We start from the raw sequence: 21177 nt of genomic DNA on the forward strand, positions 1-21177 counted from the left end.
GCGCTACTTCGAGACGCCGAGCACGTGATAGATGTCGCGGTCGAGCATCCAGTCCTCGCCCACCTTCTTCCAGACATGCAGGTAGCGGCCGTGGACCGTCCGCCCGCCGGCTTTGACGCTGGTTTCGCCGATCTCGACCGCCGTCGACGGTCCGACCTGGTCGATCTCGAGTATTCTGACTTCGAGCGCGCCCACACCCTGGCCGAACGCCGACGCATAGTGCGCCGCGATCGGTTCGCGGCCGACCAGCGCCTTGCTCTGCGGCGGCAGCAGGGCGCCCCGTTCGGTATAGAAGCCAGCGATACCTTGCGCGTCTTTCGCGTTGTAGGCGGCCTGGAACGCTTCGATGCGCGCGACAATCGGATTGTCCTGCGCGGCCACCGGCATTGGGGCGAGGACCACAAGCAGATAGACGGCGATCAGTTTCGGATACGGCATCGCTTCCCCCTGGACACCCCGGTGATCATGCGGCGAGGGTTCGAAGATTTCAATTCCCCGGCCACGCCAACCGGCCGCGCCTTGCCCCATGCGAGACAGAGCTTGCGCAAAAAGCCTGGCGCATGCCTTCCTTAACAACGGCCTTTTTGGCAGGCGAGGCGTGGAGCGAAGCAGGCATGAAGACAGTCACCGAATTTCCCCGCAAGGTCGTCGAGTTTGCCGATATAGGCATTTTCATGCCTGACGGCTGCCGGCTGTCGGCGCGCGTGTGGGTGCCCGAGGACGCCGAGGCCGATCCGGTTCCGGCGATCCTGGAACACCTGCCCTATCGCAAGCGCGACGGCACCACCGCGCGCGACTGCCTGACCCATCCGTATCTCGCCGGCCACGGTTATGCCTGCCTGCGCGTCGACATGCGCGGCACCGGTGATTCCGAAGGCCTGATGGCGGACGAATACACCGAACAGGAACTCGCCGACGCCTGCGCGGTGATCGCCTGGGCGGCCGCGCAACCCTGGTGCAGCGGCGATGTCGGCATGATGGGAATCTCCTGGGGCGGCTTCAACGCCCTGCAAGTCGCCGCGCTCCAGCCGCCGGCGCTGAAGGCGATCGTCACGCTGTGTTCGACCGACGACCGTTACGCCGACGACATCCACTACAAGGGCGGCCTGCTTTTGAACGAAAATCAGGGTTGGGGCGCGACCATGCTGTCTTATTCGTCGCGCCCGCCCGACCCCGCCCTCGTCGGCGAAAACTGGCGCGCCATGTGGCTCGACCGGCTCGACAACGAGCCGTTCCTGCCGGCGATCTGGCTCAACCACCAGACCCGCGACGCCTATTGGAAACACGGCTCGGTCTGCGAGGATTATTCCGCCATCAGGGCCGCCACCCTTGTCGTCGGTGGCTGGGGCGACGCCTACAAGAATGCGGTGTCGCGACTCGTTGGCGGCATCGAAAACGCACCGGTGAAGGGCATTGTCGGCCCGTGGATCCACAAATATCCGCATTTCGCTATTCCCGAACCCGCCATCGGCTTCCTGCAGGAAGCATTGCGCTGGTGGGATCGCTGGCTGAAGGGGCGTGACACCGGCGTCGAGGACGATCCGGCGATGCGTCTTTACCTGATGGATTCGGTGCCGCCGCGCGACTGGTACGACGAGCGGCCCGGCCGCTGGATCGCGGAGCCGCATTGGCCTTCGCCGGCGATCGCAACCCGCGATCTGTTTCTCGACGGGACGGGCGGGCTCGCGGACGATGCCCCGCCGGCCTTCGAGGCGAAAATCGCCTCGCCACAGGATTGCGGATTGTTCGGCGGCAAATACTGCGCGATCTGGCTCGGTCCCGACCTGCCCGGCGACCAGCGCCACGACGACGCGCGCGCGCTCTGCTTCGACGGCCGGCCGGTCGATGCGGCGTTCGACATCGTCGGCACGCCGGTCGTCTCGCTGACCCTTTCTGCCGATCGACCGCGCGCCATGGTCGCGGTCAGGCTGTGCGACATCCAGCCCGACGGCGCGTCGACCCGCATCACCTACGGCGTTCTCAATCTATGCCATCGCACCTCGCACGAACGCCCCGAGGACATCCTTCCCGGTGAGCCCATGGCTACCACGCTGCGGCTCGACGACATCGCATATTCGCTCAAGCCCGGCCACCGGCTGCGCCTGGCGATCTCAAGCGCCTACTGGCCGCTGGTCTGGCCGTCGCCAGAACCGGTCGAACTCACCCTGAATGAGGGCAGGCTTACCCTGCCGGTGCGCACGCCCGGCACCGGCAACGAGATCGAGTTCCGCGAGCCCGAAGGCGCACCGGCGTGGTCGGCCGACACGCTGCGCGCACCGTCCAACAACCGCAGGGTAGAGCGCGATCCGGAGACGGGAACCGTGAGCGTGGTCATCGAGGACGATTTCGGCGCCTTTCGCGACCGCGTCCATGGCCTGGAGGCGGGAAGCGTCGCCCGTGAAAAATGGTCGATACGCCCAGACGACGCGTTATCCGCGCGCGGCGAAACCCATTGGACCGAGACGCTGCGCCGCGGCGACTGGTCGGTGCGCACGGAGACGTTCACGACCATGCACGCGGATCGCGGGCATTTCTTTTTGTCAGGGCACATCGAGGCATTTGAGGATGAGGAGTTGCGCTTTTCGCAAAGTTTTGCCAATAAAATCAACCGCGATTTCATCTAACGGAATAGTCACCCGTAAATGGCGCCTCGCCATTTACGCCAGGGAATGTCGCATTCGGTCTTGCGGTATGCGCAGCGATAGCGCCAATATTCCTATCAAATAGAGGTCGGACAATCGGCCCGCGGGAAACCAAACAGAGTGAGGAGCATGCCATGTCGGAAGAACTCAAATATCTGAGCCATCGCGTCGCTGTCGGCAAACTTAGCCGACGTGACTTTCTGGGCCGCGCCGCCGCGCTCGGCGTCACGGCATCCTTCGCCAATACGCTGCTTGGCGGCGCGGCAAAGGCCGCCGGTCCGCAGAAAGGCGGCATCATCAAGGCCGGCATGCAGGGCGGCGAGGCGACCAACAGTCTCGATCCGGCGAGCTTCCTGTCGCAGGTACCGTTCACCTTCGGCAAAAGCTGGGGCGAATATCTCGTCGCGCTGACGCCGGATGGCGGGCTCGAGAACCGTATCGCCGAGGAAGTCGGCGCGTCCGACGACGCCAAGGTGTGGACCTTCAAGATCCGCGACGGCATCGAGTTCCACAACGGCAAATCGGTCACGGCCGACGACGTGCTCGCCACGCTCGAGCGCCACTCCAACGAGGATTCCAAGTCCGGCGCGCTCGGCATCATGAAGGGCATTGAGTCCATGAAGGTCGACGGCAACGACGTCGTCGTCACGCTCAAGGAGGCCAATGCCGATCTGCCCTACTTGATGGCCGATTATCATTTGATCATCCAGCCGAACGGCGGCAAGGACAAGCCGGACGCCGGCATCTCGGCCGGTCCTTACAAGGTTACGGTCAACGAACCCGGCGTGCGCCATGGCGGCGAGCGGTTCGCCAATTACTGGCAAGGCGACAAGATGGGCTTCGCCGACCAGATCGAGATCATCGTCATCAACGACGCCACCGCGCGCACCGCCGCGATGCAGGGCGGCCAGGTGCACCTGATCAATCGCGTCGAGCCGAAGATCGTCGACCTGGTCAAGCGCGTGCCGGGCGTGACCATCCAGAACGTGTCGGGCCGGGGTCACTACGTCTTCATCATGCATTGCAACACAGCGCCCTTCGACAACAACGATTTGCGGATGGCGTTGAAATACGCGATGAACCGCGAGGAAATGGTGGAGAAGATCCTGCGCGGCTACGGCTCGGTCGGCAATGATTTCCCGATCAACGCGGCCTATCCGCTGTTCTCCGACGATGTCGAGCAGCGTCCCTACGACCCGGACAAGGCCGCCTTTCATTTCAAGAAATCCGGCCATGACGGCCCGGTGCTGCTACGAACCTCCGACGTCGCCTTCCCCGGCGCGGTCGACGCCGCACAACTCTATCAACAGAGCTGCGCCAAGGCCGGCATCACCATCGATGTCAAGCGCGAGCCTGGCGACGGCTACTGGTCGGAGGTGTGGAACAAGCAACCCTTCTGCGAATCCTATTGGGGCGGCCGTCCGACGCAGGACCAGATGTATTCCACCGCCTACATCTCGACCGCAGACTGGAATGACACTCGCTTCCTGCGGCCGGAATTCGACAAGCTTATCATGGAAGCGCGCGCCCAGCTCGACGAGACCAAGCGCAAGGCCATGTATCGCGACGCCGCGGTCATGGTCCGCGACGAGGGCGGCCTGATCCTGCCGATGTTCAACGACTTCATCGACGCCTCGACCGACAAGATCGACGGCTGGGAACCCCACCCGGCGGCCGAACTGATGGACGGCTACGCCCTTGCAAAGTGTTGGCTAACGGCCTGAGAGGGCCGTTGACCAATGGGCTCATCCATCGCAACTCTCATCGCCCAGCGCATCGCGCTGGGCGTCGTTCTCCTCCTGGCCGTCTCGGTCCTCATCTTCGTCGGCACCCAAATTCTTCCCGGCGACGTTGCCCAGTCGATCCTCGGCAATCAAGCGACCCCTGAGGCGCTTGCCAATCTGCGTAAGGAACTGGGCCTGAACGACCCTGCCGTCGTACGTTATTTCGCCTGGCTCGGTGGCGTTCTGACCGGCGACCTCGGCACCGCGCTGACGACGCGCCAGGACATCGCCACCACGCTGATGCCACGGCTATGGAACACGCTGTTCCTCGCCTTTTGGGCAGCGGTCGTATCGGTCCCGCTCGCCATCATCCTGGGTCTGCTCGCGGTTCGCTATCGCAACGGCCCGATCGACAAGGCGATCTCCGGTTTCGCGCTCGCCTCCACCTCGCTGCCGGAATTCTTCGTCGGGTATCTGCTGATCTTCTTCGTTGCCGTGAAGTTGCAATGGTTTCCGTCGATCTCCACCGTCTATGACGGCATGCCCTTGCTCGACAAGCTGCGGGCGATCGTCCTGCCGACTACCGTTCTGGTCCTGGTCGTGCTCGCGCACATGATGCGCATGACGCGCGCCGCGATCCTCAACGTCATGCAGTCGGCCTATATCGAAACCGCCGAACTCAAGGGGCTATCAGCCTTCGACATCATCCGCAAACATGCCTTTCCCAACGCGATCGCGCCGATCGTCAATGTGGTCATGCTTAACCTCGCGTTCCTGGTGGTCGGCGTTGTCGTGGTGGAGGTTATCTTCGTCTATCCGGGCCTCGGCCAATATCTCGTCGACCATGTCGCCAAGCGCGACGTGCCGGTGGTGCAGGCGGTCGGACTGATCTTCGCCGCCGTCTATATCAGTCTGAACATCATCGCGGATATCACGGCGATCCTCGCCAATCCGCGCCTCAGGCACCCGAAGTGAGGGCGGCGTCATGTTCAACCTGACACGCATTCCCTTCGCCGCCGCCCTCGGGCTGGTCTTCACGCTGCTGTTCGTGTTCGTCGCGGTCTTCGCACCACTGATCGCGCCGTACCCGTTGTCGCAAATCGTCGGCGACGTATGGGAACCGATGTCGTCCACCCATCTGCTGGGAACCGACAATCTCGGCCGCGATCTGCTGTCGCGCATGATCTTCGGCGCCCGCACGACCATCTTCATCGCGGTGATGGCGACGGCGGTCTCCTTCATCACCGGTTCGGTGCTCGGTTTCACGGCCGCCGTCGTCGGCGGCTGGTTCGACACCATCATGTCACGTTTCGTCGATCTTTTGATGTCGATCCCGACACTGATCTTCGGCCTCGTCGTCCTGTCGGTCCTGCCCTCGACCATCCTCACGCTCGTCCTGGTCATGGGTATCCTGGACTCCACGCGGGTCTACCGGCTGTCGCGCGCCGTCGCCGTCGACATCAACGTGATGGACTTCGTCGAGGCCGCGAAACTGCGCGGCGAACGCATGGGCTGGATCATCTTCCGCGAGATCCTTCCCAACGCGCTTTCGCCGCTGGTCTCCGAACTCGGTCTGCGCTTCATCTATGCCGTGCTCTTCCTGTCGGCGCTGTCGTTCCTCGGCCTTGGCGTCCAGCCGCCCGAGGCTGACTGGGGCGGCATGGTCAAGGAGAACAAGGAAGGCATCGTGTTCGGCATCCCCGCGGCGCTGATTCCGGCGGCCGCGATCGCTGTGCTGGCGATCTCCGTCAACCTGGTCGCCGACTGGGTGCTGAACCGGACGACGAGCCTCAAGGGAGGACGTGGCTGATGGCCCGGACGCAGGCGAAACCGACCACAGACGGGGCCCTGCTTCAGATCCGCAATCTGCGCATCGAAGCGACGGTCTATCCGCCCGGCGAGGCCCCGCGCGACATCACCATCGTCGACGACGTGTCGCTGAAGCTCGAAAAGGGCAAGGTGCTCGGCCTGATTGGCGAATCGGGCGCCGGCAAGTCGACCATCGGCCTGTCGGCCATGGGTTATGGCCGCGGCGGTGTCAGGATCACTGGCGGCGAGGTTATCATCAACGGGCGCGACATCCTGAAAGGCGGTCTCCGGGGGCTGCGCAGGCTGCGCGGACGCGAAGTATGTTATGTCGCCCAGTCGGCGGCGGCAGCGTTCAATCCGGCCCACAAGCTGATGGATCAGGTGGTAGAGGCCGCGTTGCTGCACGGCACGGCATCGCGCGCCGAGGCTGAGAAGCGCGCGGTCAACCTGTTCCGTAAGCTCAGCCTGCCCAATCCCGAGACGATCGGCGAGCGCTATCCCCACCAGGTTTCGGGAGGCCAACTCCAGCGTGTGATGACGGCGATGGCGCTCTGCCCGGAGCCGGACCTGATCGTCTTCGACGAGCCGACGACCGCGCTCGACGTCACCACCCAGATCGACGTGCTGGCCGCCATCAAGGACGCCATCCAGGACACCGGAGTCGCCGCACTCTACATCACCCACGACCTCGCCGTCGTCGCCCAGGTCTCCGACGAGATCATGGTGCTGCGAAACGGCAAGCTGGTCGAATGGGGCGACACGCAGCAGATCATCACCGAGCCGCGGCGCGAATACACCAACCAGCTCGTCTCCGTGCACCAGATCGCGCATCAGGAGAAGGAAGCGGTCGGCGAACCGCTTTTGAAGGTCGAAAACGTCACCGCCGCCTATGGCGGCGGCATGGTGGACGTGTTGAAGAACGTCTCGGTCGAGATCAGGCCGGGCCAGACGCTGGCCGTGGTCGGCGAATCGGGATCCGGCAAGTCGACACTGGCGCGCGCCATCACCGGCCTGCTGCCACCGCGGCAAGGCTCAATCACTTTCGACGACCGCGAGCTGCCGGCGAGGCTTGCCAGCCGCACCCGCGACGATCTGCGCGAATTGCAGATGATCTACCAGATGGCCGACGTGGCGATGAACCCGCGCCAGACCGTCGGCACGATCATCGGCCGGCCGCTCGAATTCTATTTCGGCATGCGCGGCGCCGAACGCGATAAGCGCGTGGGCGAACTTCTCGAGGAAATCGAGATGGGGACCGGCTTTCTCGACCGCTATCCGGCCGAGCTTTCCGGCGGCCAGAAGCAGCGCGTATGCATTGCGCGGGCTCTGGCGGCCAAGCCAAAACTCATCATCTGCGACGAGGTGACCAGCGCGCTCGACCCGCTGGTCGCCAACGGCATCCTCAAACTGCTGTTGAACCTGCAGGAGATCGAGCACGTCGCCTACCTGTTCATCACCCACGATCTGGCGACGGTGAAGTCGATCGCCGATTCGATCGCGGTGATGTATCGCGGCGAGGTGGTGCGCTACGGCCCGAAATCGCAGGTGCTCGCCCCGCCCTTCGACGACTATACCGACCTGCTTCTGTCCTCGGTGCCCGAGATGGAGGTCGGCTGGCTGGAAAAGGCGATCGCCGGCCGCAAGATGCAAAGCGCGGGAAACTGACCCCACCGACCGGGCGGAAACGTGGCGGCGACGGCCGGAGTGCGTTCCGGCGCGCTCTGCCGACCGGCCCGGCCAACACAATGACGAAAGCGCTACCATGCCTGTTTCATCAAAGCTTCTGCTGATCATTCTCGACGGCGTGCCGTGGCGCAATTGGCGGCGCCTGTTCGGCAATCTCGAAGGATGGGTGCAGTCCGGCGAGGCGCGGGTGTGGAAGATGCGTGCCGTGCTGCCGTCGATGTCGGCCTGTTGCTACGCCTCGATCCACACCGGCGTGCCGCCGCAGGTGCATGGCATCCTGTCCAACGAGGTGCGCTTCCGCGTCGCCCAGCCCGACATTTTTTCCGAGGTGACCAAGGCCGGCGGCAAGACCGGGGCTGTCACCCATTCCTACTGGTCGGAGTTCTTCAACCGTCATCCCTTCGATTTCGTCGGCGACATCGAATATGACGAACCGGGCGGGCCGATCAGCCACGGCCGTTTCCACACCATGACCGGCTACGGCCACGACAACCAGATGACGCCGTCGGACGCCGATTTGTTCGCGACGCTGTCGATGCTCGCCGCCCGCCACGGCATCGATTACGGCATCCTGCACACCTGCACGCTGGATTCGATGGGCCATCGTTTCGGTCACGACAACACGCCCATGGATCATGCCTGCGCGGTCATGGACGGCATGCTGGCCGCCTTCCTGCCGCGCTGGCTGGACGCCGGCTACGAGGTGATCGTCACTGCCGACCACGGCCAGACCGACCGCGGCCACCATGGCGGGCGCGAGGATCTGCAGCAGGATTTCGCGCTTTATTATTTCGGACCGGCCGCCGGGCCCGACGACGACATGCTGCTCGACCAGCTCCAGCTCGCACCGACCATCCTGACGCGGCTCGGCGTGCCGGTCCCCGAAACGATGAGCGCCCGGCCGTTCCTGCGCGCCGGCTGATAGTCAGCGCCCGCCGCGCATCGCCGAGGGCGGGCGACCGAACGCCGCGGCAAAGGCCCGGCTGAAGGCGGAGGCAGAGGAAAACCCGCTCCGCGCGGCAATGTCGGCCATCGGCTCGGCCGTGTCGAGCACCAGCCGCCGCGCCGCCGCCAAGCGCAGCCGCAGATAATAGGCGCCGGGCGTTTCGCCGACCGCGTCGGCGAACAGCGTTTCCAGCCGGCGCGCGCTGACCCCACAACGCCGCGCCAGCGCCGAGACCGGCAACGGCCGGTCGACATGGCTTTCCATCAGGCGGATCGCCTGGGCCACGCGCGCATCGTAACCGTCGAGCCGGCCGAGCGAGACCAGCGGCTGGGCGTCCGTCGCCGCCCGCGCCTGGTCGTAGATGAACACGCTCGCCACATCGAGCGCGACTGCCATGCCGAGCCTCGAGCGCACCAGATGCAGCATCAGGTCGAAGGTCGGCGAGGCGCCTCCGGCCGTAAACACCGGCCCGTCGATCACATACCGGTCGGGACGCACCTCGCAACCGGGAAAACGCGCGGAAAAATCCTCAAGGTCCTCCCAATGGGTGGTCGCCGCCCGTCCCTCCAACAGGCCGGCCGCGCCGAGCAGCCACGATCCCGCCTCGATGCCGCCCACCGCGCGTGCCTGCCGGGCGGCGCGCCGCACCCCGGCGATCAGTCCCGACGTGGCGGCAAGCCTGGTGCCAAAGCCGCCGACCACGATCAGGGCGTCGCTGCGGCGCGCGGGGTCGAAGCGGCCGGCCACGGCAACCGGCAGGCCGCAGGTGGTGACCGGCGCGTCTCCGTCGGCCGACACGATGGTCCAGTCGAACAGCGTCTCGCCGGCGATGCGGTTTGCCGCCCGCAGCGGATCGATCGCCGAGGCCACGCACATGATCGAGGCGCCGGAAAAAACCAGAAAGGTGAGCGCGAGCGGCGCCCGTTCTGGCTGGAAGATCGAAGCGGCTTCGTTTTTCATCAATAACAATTCGTAAATCGTGAAGCATCTCTCTGCAAGGCGGGCGATGCTCCCGCCCGGATCGGACGCGAACCGGAGGATCGCCATGCCCCTTACGATGAACCGCGAGGTCTTCGTCACCTGTGCCGTCACCGGCTCGGGCGGCACGCAGGACCGCAGCCCGCACGTGCCGCGTTCGCCCAAGGCGATCGCCGCATCGGCGATCGCAGCGGCCAAGGCCGGCGCCGCGATCGTGCATTGCCATGTACGCGACCCCAAAACCGGCGCGCCGCGCCGCGACGTCGCGCTCTACCGCGAAGTGACCGAACGCATCCGCGACGCCGAAGTGGACGTGGTCCTCAACCTGACCGCCGGCATGGGCGGCGACATGGTGTTCGGCCCGACCGACAAGCCGCTGCCGCTCAAGGAAAACGGCACCGACATGGCCGGCGCGGCCGAGCGCGTCGAGCATGTGCGCCAATGTCTGCCGGAAATCTGCACCCTCGACTGCGGCACGATGAATTTTGCCGAGGCCGATTACGTCATGACCAATACGCCCGGCATGCTGCGCGCCATGGGCGGCCTGATGACCGAGATCGGCGTCAAGCCGGAGATCGAGGCGTTCGACACCGGCCATCTGTGGTTCGCCAAACAGCTTGTCGAAGAGGGTATTTTGAAGCCCGACGCGCTGGTGCAATTGTGCATGGGGGTGCCGTGGGGCGCGCCCGACGATCTCAACACGTTCATGGCGATGGTCAACAACGTGCCGCGGGACTGGACCTTTTCCGCCTTTGCGCTCGGCCGCAATCAGATGGCCTATGTCGCCGCCTCGGTGCTCGCCGGCGGCCATGTACGCGTCGGGCTCGAGGACAATCTCTGGCTCGAAAAAGGCGTCTTGGCGACGAACGCGCAACTGGTCGAGCGCGCCGTGTCGATCGTCGAGGCGATGGGCGCGCGCATTCTCGGACCCGAAGAGGTGCGACAGAAACTCGGCCTGGAAAAACGCCCGCCGCTGGCAGCCTAGTCCCGGACTTGAGAAGCTGGGGGCAAGGGCGCGCGCAGCCTTCGTGAACCGGAGAGGTTTTCATGACCATCACAAGAGCCGCATGTATCGGCGGGGGCGTCATCGGCGCCGGCTGGGTGGCCCGGCTGGTCCTCAACGGCATCGACGTCGCCGTTTTCGATCCCGACCCGCAGGCCGAGCGCAAGGTCGGCGCAGTGCTTGCCGGCGCGCGCCGGGCCTATGAGCGCATGGCCGGACAAGACCTGCCGAATGAAGGCGGGATCCGCTACGCGGCAAGCATCGCCGACGCCGTCGACGGCGCGACGCTGATCCAGGAAAGCGTGCCCGAACGGCTGGAGCTTAAACACGCGGTACTGGCCGAGATCGACGCTCATGCCGAAGCCGACGCCATCGTCGGCTCCTCCACCTCCGGCATCAAGCCGAGCGATATGCAGACGGCGATGCGGCGTCCCGAGCGCCTCGTCGTCGCCCATCCCTTCAACCCCGTCTACCTGCTGCCGCTGGTGGAAATCGTCGGCGGTGAAAAGACCGCTCCCGAGCATGTCGAGCGCGCTCGCGCGCTCTATGCCTCGATCGGCATGAAGCCGGTCGTCGTGCGCAAGGAAATCGAGGCCTTCGTCGCCGACCGGCTCCTGGAAGCGATCTGGCGCGAATCGCTGTGGCTGATCAAGGACGGCATCTGCACCACCGAGGAACTGGACGACATCGTGCGGTACGGCTTCGGCCTGCGCTACGCCCAGATGGGCGTGTTCGAGACCTATCGGATCGCCGGCGGCGAGGCCGGCATGCGCCATTTCATGGCCCAGTTCGGGCCCTGCCTCTCGTGGCCCTGGACCAGATTGATGGACGTGCCGGAGTTCAACGACGAGCTGGTCGATCTGATCGCCGACCAGTCCGACGCCCAGTCGGGGCAATGGTCGATCCGCGACCTCGAACGGATCCGCGACGACAATCTGGTCGCGGTGATGGAGGCGCTGTCGCGCCAGAACCGGGGCAAGGGCTGGGGCGCGGGCGCGCTGCACAAGGACTATCTGGAACGCCTCGCCGGAGCCGCAGGGTCGGACAAGGCTGCGCGTGACGGCAACGGGAGCGAGACATGAAAAGGCGCGATCCCACCACGCCGGACGGGAGGTAAAGGCATGCATTTCGGCCTGAGCGAGGAACAGACGCTGATCGTGGAGACGACACGCGCCTTCGTCGAGAACGAGCTTTACCCGCACGAGCAGGCGGTGGAGCGCAGCGGCCACCTGCCGATGGAGCTAATCCGCGAGGTGCAGAAAAAGGCGATCGCCGCTGGGCTCTACGCGGCCAACATGCCGGCGGAGGTCGGCGGCGCCGGGCTCGATACGCCGACATGGCTGCTTTATGAAAAGGAACTCGGCCGAGCCAATTACGCCCTGCACTGGACCTGCGTGGCCAGGCCCTCCAACATCCTGCTCGCCGGCACCGACGCGCAGAAGGAAAAATATCTCTATCCCTGCATCCGCGGCGAAACCTGGGATTGCCTGGCCATGACCGAACCCGGCGCCGGCTCCGACCTGCGCGGCATGAAGGCGAGCGCGGTGGAGAAGGGCGGCGACTGGGTCTTGAACGGCACCAAGCACTTCATTTCCCATGCCGACATCGCCGGCTTCGCCATCGTCTTCATGGCGACCGGCGAGGAGGAGACCCCGCGCGGCAAGCGTAAGAAGATCACCGCCTTTTTCGTCGACAAGGGCACGCCGGGCTTCATCGTGCGCGACGGCTACCGCAACGTCTCGCATCGCGGCTATACCAACGCCGTGCTGGAATTCGACGATTGCCGCCTGCCGAGGGACCAGGTGCTGGGCGAGGTGCATCGCGGTTTCGAGGTCGCCAATTCCTGGCTCGGCGCGACCCGGCTCCAGGTCGGCGCGACCTGCCTCGGCCGGGCCGACCGGGCGCTCGTCCACGCCATCGACTACGCCGCCCAGCGCGAGCAGTTCGGCCAGCAGATCGGCAAGTTCCAGGGTGTGTCCTTCAAGCTTGCCGACATGGCGACCGAACTGAAAGCGGCTGAGCTGATGGTCATGGAAGCCGGCTGGAAATACGACGCCGGCACGGTTACCGACCAGGACATGGCGATGGCCAAGCTCAAGGCGACCGAAATGCTCGCCTTCGTCGCCGACGAGGCGATCCAGATCCATGGCGGCATGGGACTGATGGACGACCTGCCGCTCGAGCGCATCTGGCGCGACGCCCGCGTCGAGCGTATCTGGGAGGGCACCAGCGAGATTCAACGCCACATTATTTCGCGCGCGCTGCTGCGGGCCGTGGGAGGATAGGACGACACAATGGCCGGCACGAGGATTCGCGAGGCCGACCTCTATGCGCCGGTCAAACGGCTCCTGGAGGCCCAGGGTTACGCCGTCAAGGGCGAGATCGGCGCCGCCGACGTGGTTGCGGTGCGCGGCGACGAGCCCCCGGTGATCGTGGAGCTCAAGGCCGGGTTTTCGCTGTCCCTGTTTCATCAGGCGATCGACCGCCAGGCGATCACCGACGCCGTCTATGTCGCCATTGCGCGCGGACCCGGCCGCGCCTTTCTGCGCGCGCTCACCGCCAACACGAAACTGTGCCGGCGCCTCGGGCTCGGACTGATCACCGTGCGACTGAAGGACGAATTCGTCGAGGTCCACTGCGATCCCGAACCCTACCGGCCCCGGCAATCGGCGCCGCGGCGCGCGCGGCTGTTGCGCGAATATCACCGCCGCGTCGGCGACCCCAATACCGGCGGCACGATCCGCCGCAATCTGGTGACGGCCTACCGCCAGGACGCGCTGCGCTGCCTGCGCGTGCTTGCCGAAAACGGGCCGACAAAGGCCTCCGAGGTCGCCAGGCTTGCCAGTGTCGAGCAGGCGCGGCGGCTGATGGCGGACGACCATTATGGCTGGTTCGACCGCGTCCGCACCGGCATTTACGACCTGAGCCCGAAGGGCCGCGCCGCGCTCGCCGACTATGCCGACGAGATCGGCAGGATCGCCGCGCCGCCGCCCGAGACGGCCGGGCAGAGCACGGGAGCGTCCGGTTCATGAGCGCACGCCGCGATTTCTCGCGCCTGCTGCGCCCGCGCTCGATCGCCGTCATCGGCGGCGGCTTCTTCGGCTCCAACGTCGTGCGCCAGTCGCTCAAGATGGGCTTTGCCGGCGACATCTGGCCCGTGCATCCGGTCAAGAAGGCGGTGGAAGGCGTTCCGGCCTTTGCCTCCGTCGCCGACCTGCCGGGCGCGCCCGACGCCGCCTTTGTCGGCGTGAACCGCCACCTGACCGTCGACATGGTCGGCGCACTTGCCGCGCGGGGGGCCGGTGGCGCGGTCTGCTTCGCGTCGGGCTTTCTGGAAGCCGGCACCGAGGACGCCGACGGCGCGCGCCTGCAAGAGGCGCTCATCGCCGCCGCCGGTGCGATGCCGATCGTCGGGCCGAACTGCTACGGCCTGATCAACTATGCCGACGGCGCCCTGTTGTGGCCCGACCAGCATGGCGGCGCCCGGCTCGCCGAGGGCGGCCGCGGCGCTGCGATCGTCACCCAGTCCTCCAACATCGCCATCAACATGACGATGCAGCAACGCGGCCTGCCGCTCGCCTATGTCATGACCGCCGGCAACCAGGCCCAGACCGGCCTGTCGGAAATCGGCCTCGGCTTGATCGAGGACGAGCGTGTCTCCTGCCTGGGATTGCATGTCGAAGGCTTCGATTCGGTGGCCGGCTTCGAGCGTCTGGCGGCGCGGGCGCGCGAGCTCGGCAAACCGATCGTGGCGATGAAGGTCGGCCGCTCGGCCGCCGCCCGCGCGGCGACCGTCTCGCACACGGCCTCGCTCGCCGGCTCCGACGCGGCCGCCGAAGCATTTTTTGCGCGGATCGGCATTGCCCGCGTCCATTCGATCCCGGCCTTTCTCGAAACACTCAAGCTCTTGCATGCGGTGGGGCCTCTTTCCGGCCCGCGCCTGTCGTCGATGAGCTGCTCGGGCGGCGAAGCCTCGATAATGGCCGACGCCGCCGAAGGCCGGCCGGTCGGCTTCCCGCCGCTTGCCGAACCGCATCGCAAGCGCGTCAAGCAGACGCTCGGCCCGTTGGTCGCGGTCGCCAACCCGCTCGACTACCACACCTTCATCTGGAACGACCGCGAGGCGATGACGGCGACGTTTTCGGCCATGATCGCCGGCGGGTTCGATCTCAACATGCTGGTGCTCGACTTTCCGCGCCGCGACCGCTGCGCGGACGAGGACTGGGGACCGACGGTCGACGCCTTCGCCACGGCCCTCGCGGCCAACGCGGCCAGCGGCGCGATCGTCGCCTCGCTGCCGGAAAACCTGCCTGAGGATTATTGCGCGAGCCTTTTGGCGCGTGGCATCGCGCCACTGTGCGGCATAGCTGAGGCGCTGGACGCGGCCGAAGCCGCGGCGGCGATTGGCGAGGCCTGGAAGCGCCCGCTTCCGCCACCGGTCGCCCAGGCGGCCCCTGCGCGCCTCTGCCCACCGGGACCGTTCGGCGGCATGGCCGACGAGGCAGCGGCGAAATCGCTTCTCGCCGAAGCGGGCCTGGCGATACCGGCCGGCCGCGTGGTGGCGAGCGCTGAGGAAGCCTCCTTCGCCGCCACCGGGATCGGCTTTCCCGTGGCGCTCAAGGCGCTCGGCATCGCCCATAAATCCGAGCGCGGCGCGGTGCGCCTCGGGTTGACGGACGGTGCGGCCGTACACGACGCCGCGACCGCGCTGCTGGCCCTTTCCGACCGGCTCTATGTCGAGCGCATGGTCGACGGCGGCATCGCCGAACTGATCGTCGGCGTCACCCGCGACCCGCTGTTCGGCCCGGTGATGACGGTCGGCTCCGGCGGCGTGCTGGTCGAGCTCCTGCGCGACACCGAAACGCTTCTGCTGCCGCCGACAGGCGCCGAGATCGAGACGGCGCTGCGCGGGCTGGAGCTTTTTCCGCTGCTCGACGGCTATCGCGGCCGGCCCAGGGCCGATCTCAAGGCAGCCATCGACATCATCGCCGGCGTCGCGGACTTCGCCGGGACCCACGCCGCCACACTTGATGAACTCGACATAAACCCGCTGATCGTGTGCGCCGAGGGCCAGGGGGCCTGGATCGCCGACGCGCTGATCGTGTTCACCCTGCCCTCCCCTGAAAGGGAAGGCTGAAAGCCGGAGAAAACCATGTCCGATATCGTCAAGACCAGAAGCGAAGGCGCGATCCTGGAAATCACGCTCGACCGCCCCAAGGCCAACGCCATCGACCTGGCCACCTCGCGGCTGATGGGCGAAACCTTCAAGGCGTTCCGCGACGACGACGCGCTGCGCGTGGCGATCGTGAAGACGGCGGGCGACAAATTCTTCTCCGCCGGCTGGGATCTCAAGGCGGCCGCGAGCGGCGACGCGGTCGACGGCGATTACGGCGTCGGCGGGTTCGGCGGCCTGCAGGAACTGCTCGACATGAACAAACCGGTGCTCGCCTGCGTCAACGGCATGGCGGTCGGCGGCGGTTTCGAACTAGCGCTGTCCTGCGACCTGATCTACGCCTCGGACCGTTCCTCCTTCGCACTGCCCGAGATCCGTGCCGGCACGCTGGCCGACGCCGCCACCATCAAGCTGCCGAAGCGCATCCCCTATCACGTGGCGATGGACATGCTTTTGACCGGCCGCTGGATGGATGTCGAGGAAGCGCATCGCTGGGGGCTGGTCAACGAGGTGCTGGCGGCCGACCGGCTGGAGGAGCGGGTCTGGGAGGTGGCGCGCCTGCTTGCCTCCGGCCCGCCGCTGGTCTTCGCCGCCATCAAGGAGGTGGCGCGCGCGGCCGAGGCGATGAATTTCCAGGACGCTATGAACCGCGTCACCAAGCGCAAGTTCCGCACCGTCGACACGCTTTACGCCTCCGACGACAACATGGAAGGGTTCCGCGCCTTCGCCGAAAAGCGCGACCCAGTGTGGAAGGGACGGTAGAGGAGGGGGCCATGACCGATTACGCCGAAATCATCGACGCGGAGACGTGGGTCTTTATCGAGCGGACCAATTCCTTCTACCCACCCGATACGGTCGACTACACCGTCGACCAGCAGCGTGCGATCTACGACCGCATGTGCCGTGAGTTCCATGCGGGCTACCCCGACGGCGTCAGCGCGCAGACGACTGCCATCGAGACGCCGACCCATGCGATCCCGATCCGCCTCTATCGCGCCGCCGCGCCGGACCCCGCGGCGATGGTGCTTTATTTCCACGGCGGAGGTTTCATCCTCGGCGGACTGGAAAGTCATGACGACGTTTGCGCCGAATTGAGCCAACGCACCGGCTACGACGTCGTCTCGGTCGACTATCGGCTTTCGCCCGAGCACCTCTACCCGGCTTCGCACGAGGACGGTTATTCCGCCCTCGAATGGGCCGCGCGGACTTATCGATGCCCGATCCTGCTCGCCGGCGATTCAGCCGGCGGCAACATCGCCGCCGCCGCCGCCGGGCGATACCGCCAGCATCCGCGCGCGCCGGCCGGCCAGGTGCTGATCTATCCCGGCTTCGGCGGCGACCACACCAGGGGCTCCTACATCACCCATGCAAACGCGCCGATGCTGTCGACGCGCGACATGGCGTTTTACCAGCAGATGCGCACGGGCGGGTTGGACGTCTCGCGCGATGCCGGCTTCGCGCCGCTGCGCGACACCGACTTTTCCGGCCTGCCGCCGACCGTGATCGTGACGGCCGAATGCGACCCACTCGCCTCCGACGGACCCGATTACCGCGACCGCATTGTCGAGGCCGGCGGCAAGGCTTATTGCCGCGAGGAAAAGGGTCTGGTGCACGGCTATCTGCGCGGCCGCCACACCGTCGACCGGGCGCGGCGGAGTTTCTCGCGCATCGTCTATGCCCTCAAGGCGCTCGGCAGGGGCGAATGGCCCTATTGAGGCACCACATCTAGGGCTTCATCAAAAGGCCGGCGCGTTCTAAACCGGTCTTCATGAACAGCGAATCCCTGCCCATCCTGCCGCTCGGCGCCGATGTCGAGCCGGCCGTCCTCGACCTCAACAACCGCCATGCGGTCGAGTTGTCCTTTCTCGAGCCGGAACGTCTCGCCCGGATGATCGGCGACGCGTTTTGCGCGCGGCGGATCGGTCAGGTCGAGGCTTTCCTGATCGCCTTCGACCAGGATGCCGATTATGACAGTCCCAATTTCCAGTGGTTCAAGGCGCGCTACTCGCACTTCGTCTATGTCGACCGGGTGGCCGTCGATCCGGCCGCGCGCGGCAAGGGCCACGCCCGGCGGCTCTATCGCCATGTGTTCGACAGGGCCGCGACCGGCGGCTATCCGCTGGTCACCTGCGAGGTGAACGAACAACCGCCCAACCCGGCTTCCGACGCTTTTCATGCAGCGATGGGATTTGAGGCGATCGGCGCCGCCGCCCTGCCGGGCGGCGCGAAGTCGGTGCGTTATTTCGCCCGCCCGATCGGGGCGCCTCCGCCCGCTTCGACCTGAGGCTCAAGCCGCGCGGTCACACCCGCTCGAGCGCGATCGCGATGCCCTGGCCGACGCCGATGCACATCGTCGCCAGCGCCAGCTTGGCGTTGCGTTCGCGAAGCTCCAGCGCCGCCGTGCCGGTGATCCGGGCCCCCGACATGCCGAGCGGGTGGCCGAGCGCGATCGCCCCCCCGTTCGGGTTCACGTGCTCCGCGTCCTCGGCAATACCGAGATCGCGGAGCACGGCGATGCCTTGGGAGGCAAAGGCTTCGTTGAGTTCGATTACATCGAAATCGGCGGGCTGAAGGCCGAGCCGCGCGCACAGCTTCTTGGTCGCGGGCGCCGGGCCGATGCCCATGATGCGCGGCGGCACGCCGGCGGTCGCACCGCCGAGGATACGGGCGATCGGCGTCAGTCCGTATTTTCTTGCCGCCGCTTCGGAGGCCACGATCAGCGCCGCCGCGCCGTCATTGACGCCGGAGGCGTTGCCGGCCGTCACCGTGCCGCCTTCCTTCTTGAACGGCGTGCCCAGCTTGGCCAGCGTCTCCACCGTGGTGCCGGCGCGCGGATGCTCATCCTTGTCGACCACGACCGGATCGCCCTTGCGCTGGGGAATCGTCACGGGAACGATCTCCTTGGCCAGCCGGCCGTTTTCCTGCGCGGCGACGGCCTTGGCCTGGCTGCGCACGGCGAACGCATCCTGGTCGGCGCGCGCCACGTTGAACGCCTCGGCGACGTTTTCGCCGGTCTCCGGCATGGAATCGACCCCGTACTGCTTTTTCATCAAAGGGTTGATGAAACGCCAGCCGATGGTCGTGTCGTAGATTTCCGCATTGCGGGAGAAAGCAGTCGCCGCCTTCGGCATGACGAAGGGCGCGCGCGACATCGATTCGACGCCGCCGGCGATCATGATCTCCGCCTCGCCGGCCTTGATCGCGCGCGCCGCGATGGTGACGGCGTCCATGCCCGAGCCGCACAGCCGATTAACGGTCGAGCCCGGCACGTCGATCGGCAGGCCGGCCAGAAGCGAGGCCATGCGGGCCACGTTGCGGTTGTCCTCGCCGGCCTGGTTGGCGCAACCGTAAAACACGTCGCCGATCGCCTGCCAGTCGACTCCGCCATTGCGCTCGATCAGCGCGCGGATCGGAGCCGCGCCGAGATCGTCGGCACGCACGGGCGAAAGTGCCCCGCCGAAGCGGCCGATGGGCGTGCGGATATAGTCGCAGATAAAGGCTTCAGCCATCTTTCGATCCTTTCTTCGCGCCGGAACCGGCCGCGCCCTTGTGGGCCGCCTCGGTGCGCGCCTTGAGGTCGCGCAACGTTTTCAGTTCCAGTGCGGTCGGCGCGGGCGTCTCGTCAACCCCGTCGGCGAATTTTACTGTCCAGCCGCAGGTTTCCTGCACCTGCTCGCGGCTGACGCCGGGATGCAGCGAGACGACGGTGAACTCCTTGGTCTCCGGGTCGGGTTCCCAGATCGCCAGATCGGTGATCAGCAGCGCCGGGCCCTCCGTGTCGATGCCGATGCGCTTGCGATGGTCGCCACCCTCGCCATGGCCGAAGGAAGTGTAGAAGTCGATCTTGTCGACCATGCCGCGCTTCGACTGGGCCATGGTGACGTAGATTTTCTGCGCCGAGCTCGCGATCTCCGGCGCGCCGCCGCCCCCGGGAAGCCGGGTCTTGGGATTGTCGTAGTCGCCGATCACCGTGGTGTTGATATTGCCGAACCGGTCGAGCTGGGCCGCGCCCAGGAAGCCGATGGTGATGCGCCCGCCCTGCAGCCAGTAGCGGAACATCTCCGGCACCGAGACCGTCGTCACCGCCGTCTCGCACAATTCCCCGTCACCGATCGACAGCGGCAGCACGTCGGGCGCGGTTCCGATCGTGCCCGATTCGTAGATCAGCGTGATGTCCGGCGCATGGGTGAGGCGCGCCACGTTGCAGGCGGCCGACGGCGCGCCGATGCCCACGAAGCAGACGTCATCGCCCTTCAGCGCGCGGCTCGCCGCGATTGTCATCATCTCGTTGGGAGTGAAACCTCGGTCGCTCATCACACCGCCCCCAGCGTTGCGACACGGGCGGCGAAATCCTCCGGCGTCGCCTTGATTACGTTTTCGTCCATCCACGCCCGAAACAGCTCGCGGTCGGCGGCGATCTTGTCCCATTCCAGATAGGTGGCGTTGTCGCGCGGATAGTAGCCATGCGTATAAGACGGATGCGCGCCGCCTGGCACCACCGAGACCGCGGTGATCGCCCAATGGGGTAGGATGGTCAGGTTTGGATGCAGGTCGGAAAAATCCTCCACCACCTCCTCGACCGTCACCACCGCGCGCTTGGCCGCCAGCACCGCTTCCTTCTGGATGCCGATAATGCCTTCGATCAGGACATTTCCCTTACGGTCGGCCTTCTGGGCGTGGATGAACGTCGCATCGGGCCGCACCGCCGGAACCGCGGCCAGCACCTCGCCGGAAAACGGACAGGTCACCTGTTTGATGTTGGCATTGACGCGGGCGAGCTCGGCACCGAGATATCCGCGAAAGACCGCGCAGGGCAGCCCGGCCGCGCCGGCCTCGTAAGCATTGGCCATCGCCGCATGCGAATGCTCTTCCAGCTCGATCGGGCGCGGATAGGCGTTCTCGACCGCGTCGCGCATCCGCCGCAGCAACCCGACACCGGGGTTGCCGGCGTAGGAAAACACAAGCTTCTTGGCCAAACCCATGCCGATCATCTGGTCGTAGACGACGTCGGGCGTCATGCGTACCAAAGTCAGGTCCTTGATCCCCTGCCGGATCGCCTCGTGCGCGGCAGCGGTCGGAATAAGGTGCGTAAAGCCTTCAAATGCGGCAGTATCGCCGTCACGCAGATTGTCGGCCACCGCCTGCTTCAAAGGCATAAAAGTCGCCATGTCGTATCCTCAGTAAAGTTCGTATTGCGAACCTTAGTTTTGTATGCG

General features: G+C 66.0%; 19 protein-coding genes. 14 read left to right on the plus strand and 5 right to left on the minus strand.

Going from position 1 to position 21177, the window contains the following annotated elements; all coding sequences use genetic code 11:
* Positions 1 to 3: 3 nt before the first annotated feature.
* Positions 4 to 528 carry a YybH family protein gene (locus tag GN330_RS01500; RefSeq protein WP_156710798.1) on the minus strand — a complete coding sequence of 175 codons (525 nt, stop codon included), beginning with the start codon at positions 526 to 528 and terminating at the stop codon, positions 4 to 6.
* Between the two features lie 86 nt (positions 529 to 614).
* On the opposite strand from GN330_RS01500, the gene GN330_RS01505 reads away from it, so the two are divergent.
* The 6 genes from GN330_RS01505 to GN330_RS01530 all read left to right on the plus strand — a co-directional run bounded on the left by GN330_RS01505 (position 615) and on the right by GN330_RS01530 (position 8783).
* On the plus strand, positions 615 to 2624 hold the full coding sequence (locus GN330_RS01505) for a CocE/NonD family hydrolase (RefSeq protein WP_156710799.1): 2010 nt from the start codon (positions 615 to 617) through the stop codon (positions 2622 to 2624).
* A gap of 152 nt (positions 2625 to 2776) precedes the next feature.
* Positions 2777 to 4366, plus strand: coding sequence for an ABC transporter substrate-binding protein (locus GN330_RS01510; protein ID WP_156710800.1), 1590 nt, complete (start codon positions 2777 to 2779; stop codon positions 4364 to 4366).
* A gap of 15 nt (positions 4367 to 4381) precedes the next feature.
* Complete coding sequence (locus GN330_RS01515) at positions 4382 to 5341, plus strand: ABC transporter permease (RefSeq protein WP_156710801.1); 960 nt, start codon at positions 4382 to 4384, stop codon at positions 5339 to 5341.
* Between the two features lie 10 nt (positions 5342 to 5351).
* A complete protein-coding gene (locus tag GN330_RS01520; protein WP_156710802.1) occupies positions 5352 to 6176 on the plus strand; it encodes an ABC transporter permease in 825 nt (274 codons plus the stop codon).
* Positions 6176 to 7840 carry an ABC transporter ATP-binding protein gene (locus GN330_RS01525; protein WP_156710803.1) on the plus strand — a complete coding sequence of 555 codons (1665 nt, stop codon included), beginning with the start codon at positions 6176 to 6178 and terminating at the stop codon, positions 7838 to 7840. The genes GN330_RS01520 and GN330_RS01525 overlap by 1 nt, the downstream gene beginning before the upstream one ends.
* A gap of 97 nt (positions 7841 to 7937) precedes the next feature.
* A complete protein-coding gene (locus GN330_RS01530; RefSeq protein ID WP_156710804.1) occupies positions 7938 to 8783 on the plus strand; it encodes an alkaline phosphatase family protein in 846 nt (281 codons plus the stop codon).
* 3 nt (positions 8784 to 8786) lie between these two features.
* Here the strand turns inward: GN330_RS01530 and GN330_RS01535 are convergent, their stop codons facing one another.
* Positions 8787 to 9770: a GlxA family transcriptional regulator gene (locus tag GN330_RS01535; protein ID WP_156710805.1), complete on the minus strand. Its 984-nt coding sequence runs from the start codon at positions 9768 to 9770 to the stop codon at positions 8787 to 8789.
* Positions 9771 to 9852: 82 nt separating this feature from the next.
* Between GN330_RS01535 and bcoG the strand changes: the two genes are divergently transcribed.
* The 8 genes from bcoG (at position 9853) to GN330_RS01575 (ending at position 18245) form a co-directional block, all read left to right on the plus strand.
* Positions 9853 to 10770, plus strand: coding sequence for a 3-dehydrocarnitine:acetyl-CoA trimethylamine transferase BcoG (gene bcoG / locus GN330_RS01540; RefSeq protein WP_156710806.1), 918 nt, complete (start codon positions 9853 to 9855; stop codon positions 10768 to 10770).
* Between the two features lie 62 nt (positions 10771 to 10832).
* Positions 10833 to 11870, plus strand: a complete 1038-nt coding sequence (locus tag GN330_RS01545; protein ID WP_156710807.1) for a 3-hydroxyacyl-CoA dehydrogenase NAD-binding domain-containing protein — start codon at positions 10833 to 10835, stop codon at positions 11868 to 11870.
* 39 nt (positions 11871 to 11909) lie between these two features.
* A complete protein-coding gene (locus GN330_RS01550; protein ID WP_156710808.1) occupies positions 11910 to 13073 on the plus strand; it encodes an acyl-CoA dehydrogenase family protein in 1164 nt (387 codons plus the stop codon).
* Positions 13074 to 13082: 9 nt separating this feature from the next.
* A complete protein-coding gene (locus tag GN330_RS01555; RefSeq protein ID WP_156710809.1) occupies positions 13083 to 13820 on the plus strand; it encodes a DUF2161 domain-containing phosphodiesterase in 738 nt (245 codons plus the stop codon).
* Positions 13817 to 15925, plus strand: coding sequence for an acetate--CoA ligase family protein (locus tag GN330_RS01560; protein ID WP_156710811.1), 2109 nt, complete (start codon positions 13817 to 13819; stop codon positions 15923 to 15925). Before GN330_RS01555 ends, GN330_RS01560 begins: the two co-directional genes overlap by 4 nt.
* Before the next feature lie 15 nt (positions 15926 to 15940).
* A complete protein-coding gene (locus tag GN330_RS01565) occupies positions 15941 to 16723 on the plus strand; it encodes a carnitinyl-CoA dehydratase (protein WP_156710812.1) in 783 nt (260 codons plus the stop codon).
* Between the two features lie 11 nt (positions 16724 to 16734).
* Positions 16735 to 17676, plus strand: a complete 942-nt coding sequence (locus GN330_RS01570; protein WP_156710813.1) for an alpha/beta hydrolase — start codon at positions 16735 to 16737, stop codon at positions 17674 to 17676.
* Positions 17677 to 17729: 53 nt separating this feature from the next.
* Positions 17730 to 18245: a GNAT family N-acetyltransferase gene (locus GN330_RS01575; protein WP_156710815.1), complete on the plus strand. Its 516-nt coding sequence runs from the start codon at positions 17730 to 17732 to the stop codon at positions 18243 to 18245.
* Positions 18246 to 18261: 16 nt separating this feature from the next.
* Here GN330_RS01575 and pcaF read toward each other — a convergent pair whose 3' ends face one another.
* Genes pcaF through GN330_RS01590 form a run of 3 tightly spaced genes read right to left on the minus strand, consistent with a single transcriptional unit; the run spans position 18262 to position 21129 of the window.
* Positions 18262 to 19470, minus strand: a complete 1209-nt coding sequence (pcaF, locus tag GN330_RS01580; RefSeq protein ID WP_156710816.1) for a 3-oxoadipyl-CoA thiolase — start codon at positions 19468 to 19470, stop codon at positions 18262 to 18264.
* The gene (locus GN330_RS01585; RefSeq protein ID WP_156710817.1) at positions 19463 to 20275 is read right to left on the minus strand and encodes a CoA-transferase subunit beta; all 813 of its coding nucleotides are present in this window, start codon (positions 20273 to 20275) and stop codon (positions 19463 to 19465) included. The genes pcaF and GN330_RS01585 overlap by 8 nt, the downstream gene beginning before the upstream one ends.
* Positions 20275 to 21129, minus strand: coding sequence for a CoA transferase subunit A (locus GN330_RS01590; RefSeq protein WP_156710818.1), 855 nt, complete (start codon positions 21127 to 21129; stop codon positions 20275 to 20277). The genes GN330_RS01585 and GN330_RS01590 overlap by 1 nt, the downstream gene beginning before the upstream one ends.
* Between the last annotated feature and the right edge of the window lie 48 nt (positions 21130 to 21177).

Source organism: Nitratireductor arenosus, from assembly GCF_009742725.1.
GTDB lineage: Bacteria > Pseudomonadota > Alphaproteobacteria > Rhizobiales > Rhizobiaceae > Mangrovimarina > Mangrovimarina arenosa.

Bases quoted from the DNA above. Each gene is read 5' to 3' on its own strand.
- GN330_RS01500 (WP_156710798.1), bottom strand. From the start codon at position 528: ATGGGGCAAGGCGCGGCCGGTTGGCGTGGCCGGGGAATTGAAATCTTC.
- GN330_RS01505 (WP_156710799.1), top strand. From the start codon at position 615: ATGAAGACAGTCACCGAATTTCCCCGCAAGGTCGTCGAGTTTGCCGAT.
- GN330_RS01510 (WP_156710800.1), top strand. From the start codon at position 2,777: ATGTCGGAAGAACTCAAATATCTGAGCCATCGCGTCGCTGTCGGCAAA.
- GN330_RS01515 (WP_156710801.1), top strand. From the start codon at position 4,382: ATGGGCTCATCCATCGCAACTCTCATCGCCCAGCGCATCGCGCTGGGC.
- GN330_RS01520 (WP_156710802.1), top strand. From the start codon at position 5,352: ATGTTCAACCTGACACGCATTCCCTTCGCCGCCGCCCTCGGGCTGGTC.
- GN330_RS01525 (WP_156710803.1), top strand. From the start codon at position 6,176: ATGGCCCGGACGCAGGCGAAACCGACCACAGACGGGGCCCTGCTTCAG.
- GN330_RS01530 (WP_156710804.1), top strand. From the start codon at position 7,938: ATGCCTGTTTCATCAAAGCTTCTGCTGATCATTCTCGACGGCGTGCCG.
- bcoG (WP_156710806.1), top strand. From the start codon at position 9,853: ATGCCCCTTACGATGAACCGCGAGGTCTTCGTCACCTGTGCCGTCACC.
- GN330_RS01545 (WP_156710807.1), top strand. From the start codon at position 10,833: ATGACCATCACAAGAGCCGCATGTATCGGCGGGGGCGTCATCGGCGCC.
- GN330_RS01550 (WP_156710808.1), top strand. From the start codon at position 11,910: ATGCATTTCGGCCTGAGCGAGGAACAGACGCTGATCGTGGAGACGACA.
- GN330_RS01555 (WP_156710809.1), top strand. From the start codon at position 13,083: ATGGCCGGCACGAGGATTCGCGAGGCCGACCTCTATGCGCCGGTCAAA.
- GN330_RS01560 (WP_156710811.1), top strand. From the start codon at position 13,817: ATGAGCGCACGCCGCGATTTCTCGCGCCTGCTGCGCCCGCGCTCGATC.
- GN330_RS01565 (WP_156710812.1), top strand. From the start codon at position 15,941: ATGTCCGATATCGTCAAGACCAGAAGCGAAGGCGCGATCCTGGAAATC.
- GN330_RS01570 (WP_156710813.1), top strand. From the start codon at position 16,735: ATGACCGATTACGCCGAAATCATCGACGCGGAGACGTGGGTCTTTATC.
- GN330_RS01575 (WP_156710815.1), top strand. From the start codon at position 17,730: ATGAACAGCGAATCCCTGCCCATCCTGCCGCTCGGCGCCGATGTCGAG.
- pcaF (WP_156710816.1), bottom strand. From the start codon at position 19,470: ATGGCTGAAGCCTTTATCTGCGACTATATCCGCACGCCCATCGGCCGC.
- GN330_RS01585 (WP_156710817.1), bottom strand. From the start codon at position 20,275: ATGAGCGACCGAGGTTTCACTCCCAACGAGATGATGACAATCGCGGCG.
- GN330_RS01590 (WP_156710818.1), bottom strand. From the start codon at position 21,129: ATGGCGACTTTTATGCCTTTGAAGCAGGCGGTGGCCGACAATCTGCGT.